Origin of the sequence: Micromonospora sp. NPDC002575, assembly GCF_042889525.1 — a bacterium.
GTDB classification, from domain to species: Bacteria; Actinomycetota; Actinomycetes; order Mycobacteriales; family Micromonosporaceae; genus Micromonospora; species Micromonospora carbonacea.
Window position 1 is genome coordinate 23,872 of sequence record NZ_JBIARA010000027.1, and the last position, 6,845, is coordinate 30,716.

Here is a 6,845-nt window from a genome sequence, read left to right on the forward strand (position 1 = left end):
CTCCTGTCACAAGTGGGGGCTCTGAGGGACGCGGCGGGCCGACCCGCCGGCGGTGGCGCTGTCGACCACGGCCTCGGCGACCCGGACGACGTGCAGGCCGTCGGCGAGCGGGACGACCGCCGTCGGCTCGGTGCCGTCGATCCGGCCGAGGAAGTGCCGCAGCTCGGCGGCGAGCGCGCCGCCGCCGTCGACCGGGGAGAGGAGCCAGTCCGGTGCCTCGGTCGGCTCGCCCTGGACGAGCAGCGTGGGGTGGCCGAGGTCGACGTGCGCGACCCCGTCGGTGCCGTACACCTCGACCAGGTCCGAGGTGTGGTTCGGGGTGTGTTCGGGCAGCAGGTAGCTGTTGCGGATCGACGACACGACGTCGTTGGCGTGCCGCAGCTCCGCCCACACCAGGACCGGGGTGGCCGATCCGGGTCGGGCCCGGGCCGCCGCGCGGACCTCGACCACGGGCGCTCCGGCGTACCAGAGGGCCAGGTCGATGTCGTGCACGGCGGTGAGCAGCGCGGGGTGCTCGCGCGGGAAGAGTCGGCTGAGGGTGCGGGGCCGGTCGCGGCGCGACGACACGGCGAGCACGTCGCCGATCCGGCCGGCACGGACCGCGTCGTGCAGGGCCCGGTGCGGGGCGCTGTGCCGCAGGATGTGCCCCGGCTGGCAGAGCACGCCGGCGCGTTCGGCGGCGGCCACGATGGCGGCGGCGTCGGCGGCGGTCGCGGCGAGCGGCTTCTCCACCAGCACGGGCACCCCGGCGGCGAGCAGGTCCACGGCGACCGCGCGGTGCGCCGGGCCGGGGACGCACACCGACGCGGCGTCCGGCCCGGCGGCGGCCAGCAGCTCGGCCACGGAGGCGTACGTCCGCGGCACGTCGTGCTCGGCGGCCACCCGGGCCCGGGTCGCGGCGTCGGGCTCGACCAGGGCGTGCACGGGCACGCCGAGCGACCGGTACGCGGCCAGGTGCCGCACGCCGAACGCCCCCGCGCCGATCACGGCCACGGACGGGCGGCTCATGCCCCGACCGCCTCGGCGGCGGCGGGGGCGGCGCCGGCGGCGCGCCGCGCGCCGGGGAGCTCCCGTGTGCCGGGGGCGTCGGCGGTCTCCGCCTCGGCGAGCCGGCCGGCGAGGACGGCCCGGGTGAGGCGTTCCAGGGCGGCCACGCCCGCCCCGATGCACCGCTCGTCGACGTCGAAGGCGCCCGAGTGCAGCGGCGCGCCGCCGCGGTCGCCGGTCACCCCGAGCTTGACGTACAGGCTGGGGCCGAGCGCGGCGAGCAGGGCGAAGTCGTCGGTGGTCAGCGGCGGCGCGGTCAGGTCGACGACGTCGACCACGGCGGGCAGTTCGGCGTGCGCGAGGGCCACCAGCGGCGCGGCGTTGCGCACCGGCGGCATCTCGTTGGCCCAGGTGAACCGCAGGCCCAGGTCGAGCGCGGCGGCCTGCTGCCGGGCGATGCGCTCGACGACCTCCTTGAGCCGCCCGCGGGTGGCCTCGTCGTGGGTGCGCAGGGTGCCGGTGGCCTCCGCCCGCTCGGCGACCTGGCTCTGGCTGGCCCCGCCCGCGATCGTGCCGATGTTGAAGGCGACCAGCTCGTGGGGGTTGCGGGAGCGGGCGACCCCGGCGTGCAGGAGGTTGACGATGCCGGCCAGGCCGAGGATGGCGTCCCGGCCCAGGGCGGGGGTGGCGGCGTGCGCGGCACGGCCGAGCACCTCGACCCGGAAGGCGTCCTTGGCCGCCATCGCGGTCTCCCGGTCGACGCCGACCGCGCCGACCGGCAGGTCGGGCCAGCAGTGCAGGCCGAGGACGGCGTCGAAGCGCCGGCCGCGCAGGGCGTCGTCGGCGAGCACGGCGGCGGCGCCGGAGTCCTCGCCGAAGGGGATCTCCTCGGCCGGCTGGAACAGCACGGTCACCGTGCCCCGCTCGGGCGGGTCGGCCGCGATCCGGGCCGCGACACCGGAGACGACGGCCATGTGCACGTCGTGCCCGCAGGCGTGGCAGACCCCCGGGTTGCCCGACGCCCAGGGCACCTCCTTGGCGTCCTGCACCGGATAGGCGTCCATATCGGCCCGAAGCAAGACCGAGGGCCCTGGGGCACGTCCTTCGATCTCGGCGACGAGCCCGGTGCCGGCGACACCGGAGCGAACCCGGGCGATCGGGGCGAGCCGGCCGGCGAGGACAGCCGCCGTTTGCCGTTCGGTGAACCGCAGCTCAGGGTGCTGGTGAAGCTGCCGCCGCAGCCGCACCAGATCATCAACGCCCTCGTACGCCTGCACCACGCGGACCACCCCTCGCCTGCGTCCGATAATCCGGACCTAATTGAGACAAGAACCTAAGCGAGGGGTCCTCCCACGTCAATGGGCAGCTCGGAATCGGTTAGGGTCCGGCCATGGAACGCGCCGACGCACACCTGCACCTCTTCGCCGACGGGTATCCGGGCCGCTACGGACGGTCCCCCGCCGGGGGCGACGAACTCGCCGTCTACCGGACGTTGCGCCACGAACACGGCATCGGCCGGGCGCTCGTGGTGGGCTACGAGGGCGCACCGGAGTTCGCCGGCAACAACCGGCATCTCGCCGGGCTCGCGGCCACCCACGACTGGATCGCGCCGGTGGCGTACGTTCCGGTCACCGGCACGGACCGGGCCGGGCTGGACCGCCTCTGGGCGGCAGGGTTCGTGGGCGTCGCCGCGTACCTGCCGGACCCGGGCTCGGCCGACGCCTTCGCCGCCTGGGCCCTGGCCGCCGCCGGGCCGCTCAACGCCGCCCGCGCGGTGGTCAGCCTCAACGCCACGCCCGAGGCGACCGGCAGGCTCGGGCGGGCACTGGCCGCCCTCGACGGGTGCCCGGTGCTGGTCAGCCACCTCGGGCTGCCCGGCCGGCAGCGGGCCGTGCCGGCTCCGCAGGCCGCCGCCGACCGGCTCGCCCCGCTGACCGACCTGGCCCGGCTGCCGCACGTCGGGGTCAAGGTCTCCGGCCTGTACGCCGTGAGCGACCCCGCCGAGGCGTACCCGCACGACGCCGCCCGGCCGTTCGTCGACCTGCTGCTGCGCCGGTTCGGCGCGCGGCGGCTCTACTGGGGCTCGGACTTCTCCCCCAGCCTGGACCACGTGTCGTTCGCCCAGACCCTGCGGCCGGCCGGGCTCGACGGGCTCTCCGCCGAGGAGACCGCCGACGTGTTCGGCGGCAACCTCCGCCGCGCCCTGCGCGGGCGCTGACGCCGGGGCCGGGCGGGACGGCCCCGGCGACCGCCGCCGGGGCGGGACGGGCGGGCCACCTCCCGCCCGCCCCACCGCCGCCGGATCACGCCTGCGGCGCGGCCTCCCGGCGCAGCGTCGACGACCCGGCGGCCACCGACCAGCCGGCCACCCAGCGGCTGGCGCTGCCCGGGCGGGTCCGGTCCGCCAGGTGGTACCAGTCCATCCGGCACCGCTGCCGGGTCACCTCCAGCACGCCGTAGCCGTGGCCGTCCAGCTCCGTCCAGCGCACGTGCGTGTTGGTCGCCCGGAGCAGGTCCGCGCCGAGGACGCTGAGCGCGTTGCCCTCCCGCAGGCCGAGGAAGTCGTTGACGTTGTCGCTGGTCACCGAGGGCACCACGAACTCGGCGGCGGCCGGGGCCGACGTGCCGGTGGCCCGGGTGGTGACCTCGTTGGCCCACGAGGTGTGGATGTCGCCGGTCAGGAAGACGACGTCGCGGGTGCCCGTGGCGCGCAGGTGGTCGACCAGTTCGTTGCGGTCGGCGTTGTAGCCGTCCCACTGGTCGGGGTTGAGCACCACGCCGTTCTCGGGGACGCCCAGCAGCCGGCCGATCGGGCCGAGCAGCCAGGCGGGCAGCGTGGCGAGGTCGACCCGGGCGATCATCACGGGGTTGCCGACCAGCTTCCAGCGGGCGGTGGAGGCGGCCAGGCCGCTCTTGAGCCAGGACATCTGCGCGTCCCCGGTGATCGTCCGGGCCGGGTCGTCGACGGCGGAGCCCGACGCCTGCTGCGACCGGTAGCTGCGCAGATCCAGCATGGACAGCTCGGCCAGCCGCCCGAACCGCAGCCGCCGGTAGATCGCCCCGTCCGCGCCGGTGCGCACCGGCATCCACTCGGCGTACGCCTGCCGGGCCGCGGCCACCCGGGCGGCGAAGTCGCCCTCGGTGGCCGGGGTGTGGTTCTCCGCGCCCCCGGACCACTGGTCGTTGGCCACCTCGTGGTCGTCCCAGGTGATCACCCAGGGCACCGAGGCGTGCAGCGCCTGCAGGTCCGGGTCGGTCTTGTAGAGCGCGTGCCGGATCCGGTAGTCGGCCAGCGTCAGCACCTCGTGCGCCGGGAGCACCGGCCGCACCACCGACCCGCCGGCGTCGAACTCGCCGGTGCCGTACTCGTAGAGGTAGTCGCCGAGGTGCACGACGAGGTGGAGATCGCCCCGGTCGGCCAGGTTCCGGTACGCCGAGAAGTAGCCCGCCTCCCAGTTGGCGCAGGAAACCACGCCGAGGCGGAGCCGGTCGATGTCGGCGTCGGCGGGCGGCGCGGTCATGGTGCGCCCGGTCGGCGACCACGCCCCGGCGTGCCCGAACCGGTACCACCACGTGGTGGCCGGGGCCAGGCCGGTGACCGCCACCTTGACGGTGTGGTCGCGGGCCGGGCCGGTGGTCAGCGCGCCCTGGGCCGCCACGGTGGCGAAGTCGGCGTCGGCGGCGACCTGCCAGATCACCTCCGCCTCCGGGCCGACGCCGGAGCCGGGCTGCGCCTCGTCGGTGGGGGTGAGCCGGGTCCAGAGCAGGACCCCGTCGGGCAGCGGGTCGCCGGAGGCCACCCCGTGCCGGAACGCGCCGCCGGCCGCGCCGGCGGGGGCCGCGCCGGCCAGGGTGGCGCCGGCGAGCACGGCCGTCCCGGCGGATGCGCCGGCCAGCCGCAGGAGGGTACGACGGTCGATGGTGTTCGTCATGCCTCACGTATCTACCGTCCTCACCGTCTCGGCCGCTGCCCCGCGCGCCACTGTTCGCCGATCCTTCACCGGCTGTCGGCCGTCGCCTGCCATGCGGCAGCCTGGCCACCGGCCTGCCCGGCCGGCGGAGATAGGGTCGGCAGCCATGCGGACGAAGCAGGAGTTGGGCGCGGCCATCCGGCGGGACCGGCGGGCGGCGCTGGTGGTCAACGCCCGTTCCCGCCGGGGTCGCCGCCTCTACGAGCACGCCCGGGCGCTGCTGGCCCGCGCGGGCTTCGAGCTGCTCGGGGCGTATCCGGCCGAGCACCCCGGCGAGCTGGAGCGCAGCCTGGACGACGCCCTGGCGCTCGGGCCCGACCTGCTCGTCGCGGGCGGCGGCGACGGCACGCAGAGCGCCGCCGCCCGGCTGCTCGCGCACCGCGACGTGGCCCTGGGCCTGCTGCCGCTGGGCACCACCAACAACTTCGCCCGCACCCTCGGCCTCCCGTTGGACCTGGCCGCCGCCGTGGCGGTCCTCGCCGACGGCAAGGTGATCGACGTCGACCTGGGGCTGGCCGGCGACGTGCCGTTCGCCAACCACGTCGGGGTGGGGATGTCGGCCGACATCATGCTGCGGACGCCACCGGCGCTTAAGCGGGTCACCGGCCGGCTCGCGTACCCGGCGACCGCGCTGGCGCTGCTGGCCCGGCACCGGGCGCTGCGGGCCACGGTGCGGGCGGGGGACGCGACGCACGAGTTCCACACCCACCAGCTCTACGTGGCCAACGGCGGCTTCCACGCCGGCCGGCCCATCACCGCCGACACCGACGCCGACGACCGGCTGCTGGTGGCGTACCCGGTCGGCGGGCCGACCCGGCGCGGCCTGCTGCGGGACACGGCCCGCAACGCCGCCACGGGGGCCCGGCGCACCCTCGCCGAGACGCCGTTCCTCGCCGTCGGCGAGCTGTGGCTGGAGACCGACCGGCCGGCGCGGGTCGAGGTGGACGGCGAGTTGTGCGGCCAGACCCCGATCCGGATCGGGCTGGCCGCAAACGCGCTGCGGGTGATGGCCCCCGCCGACGCCCCGGACCGCTGACGGCGCAAGGAAGGGCCCCCTGTTAACGCTTTCGGTAGAGAGGGGTTCCCCTCTCACCCCCCGTACGGCCGGGCCGCCCGCGCCGCGCGCAACGCCTCGGCCCACCAGCCCAACTGGTCGAGCATGACGGTGGCCGCGCGGTTGACCGGGCCGGCGTCGACCGGCTCCCCGGCCGCGTCGAAGCAGGCGTGGGCGCCGGCGAAGCTGACCGTCTCGCGGACGGTGACGGTGTGCAGCTCGGCGAAGACCACCCGCAGGTGCTCCACCGCCCGCAGCCCGCCCGAGATGCCCCCGTAGGAGACGAAGCCGACCGGCTTGGCGTGCCACTGGGCGCCCACCGAGTCGATCGCGGCCTTCAGCGGCCCCGGGTAGCTGTGGTTGTATTCCGGCGTCACCACCACGACGGCGTCGGCCGCCGCGATCCGCTCCGCGAAGGGCGCCTCGTCCGGGGTCGCGGTCGCGGGCGCGCCGCCGAGCGCCGCCGGGACGTGCGCGAGGTCGACCAGGTCGACGACGAGGCCGCCGCGCTGGCTCGCCCGGCGGCAGAACCAGTTCGCCACGACGGGGCCGAACCGGCCGTCGCGGACGCTTCCGACGATGACGGCCAGCCGGTACGGGGACTCGGACAACGCATCCTCCAGGAGGGACGACGGGCCGTCCCTCGACGGCCACCCGCCGACCGTATGACCTCAACCAAGGTTGAGGTCAATCCGGGCGCGGCGGAGCCGCCCGCCGTCGGGGGCCGGCCCCCCCCGGGGGGGGGGGGGGGGGCCCCCCGCGGGGGGGGGGGCCCCCCGCGCCCCCCCCCCCGGGGGCCCCCCCCGGGGGGGGGGCGCCCCCGGGGCCCCCCC

At 76.7% G+C, this 6,845-nt stretch carries 6 protein-coding genes; 2 read left to right on the forward strand and 4 right to left on the reverse strand.

What is annotated here, in order from left to right; translation table 11 throughout:
- Window positions 1-6: 6 nt before the first annotated feature.
- Both ACFYWL_RS28335 and ACFYWL_RS28340 read right to left on the reverse strand, forming a co-directional pair.
- Complete coding sequence (locus ACFYWL_RS28335) at window positions 7-1,008, reverse strand: Gfo/Idh/MocA family protein (protein ID WP_386978845.1); 1,002 nt, start codon at window positions 1,006-1,008, stop codon at window positions 7-9.
- Window positions 1,005-2,267: a M20 family metallopeptidase gene (locus ACFYWL_RS28340; protein WP_386978848.1), complete on the reverse strand. Its 1,263-nt coding sequence runs from the start codon at window positions 2,265-2,267 to the stop codon at window positions 1,005-1,007. Before ACFYWL_RS28340 ends, ACFYWL_RS28335 begins: the two co-directional genes overlap by 4 nt.
- 110 nt (window positions 2,268-2,377) lie before the next feature.
- On the opposite strand from ACFYWL_RS28340, the gene ACFYWL_RS28345 reads away from it, so the two are divergent.
- Window positions 2,378-3,205, forward strand: a complete 828-nt coding sequence (locus ACFYWL_RS28345; protein WP_386978851.1) for an amidohydrolase family protein — start codon at window positions 2,378-2,380, stop codon at window positions 3,203-3,205.
- An 85-nt stretch (window positions 3,206-3,290) separates the two neighbouring features.
- Here the strand turns inward: ACFYWL_RS28345 and ACFYWL_RS28350 are convergent, their stop codons facing one another.
- Complete coding sequence (locus ACFYWL_RS28350; RefSeq protein ID WP_386978854.1) at window positions 3,291-4,919, reverse strand: alkaline phosphatase D family protein; 1,629 nt, start codon at window positions 4,917-4,919, stop codon at window positions 3,291-3,293.
- 145 nt (window positions 4,920-5,064) lie between these two features.
- Here ACFYWL_RS28350 and ACFYWL_RS28355 point away from each other — a divergent pair, with 145 nt between their 5' ends.
- A complete protein-coding gene (locus ACFYWL_RS28355) occupies window positions 5,065-5,994 on the forward strand; it encodes a diacylglycerol/lipid kinase family protein (protein WP_386978856.1) in 930 nt (309 codons plus the stop codon).
- 53 nt (window positions 5,995-6,047) lie between these two features.
- On the opposite strand, the gene ACFYWL_RS28360 is transcribed toward ACFYWL_RS28355, so the two are convergent.
- The gene (locus ACFYWL_RS28360; RefSeq protein WP_386978859.1) at window positions 6,048-6,623 is read right to left on the reverse strand and encodes an NADPH-dependent FMN reductase; all 576 of its coding nucleotides are present in this window, start codon (window positions 6,621-6,623) and stop codon (window positions 6,048-6,050) included.
- Between the last annotated feature and the right edge of the window lie 222 nt (window positions 6,624-6,845).

Coding starts and splice junctions, on each gene's coding strand:
- ACFYWL_RS28350 (WP_386978854.1), bottom strand. CDS start 4,919: ATGACGAACACCATCGACCGTCGTACCCTCCTGCGGCTGGCCGGCGCA.
- ACFYWL_RS28355 (WP_386978856.1), top strand. CDS start 5,065: ATGCGGACGAAGCAGGAGTTGGGCGCGGCCATCCGGCGGGACCGGCGG.
- ACFYWL_RS28345 (WP_386978851.1), top strand. CDS start 2,378: ATGGAACGCGCCGACGCACACCTGCACCTCTTCGCCGACGGGTATCCG.
- ACFYWL_RS28335 (WP_386978845.1), bottom strand. CDS start 1,008: ATGAGCCGCCCGTCCGTGGCCGTGATCGGCGCGGGGGCGTTCGGCGTG.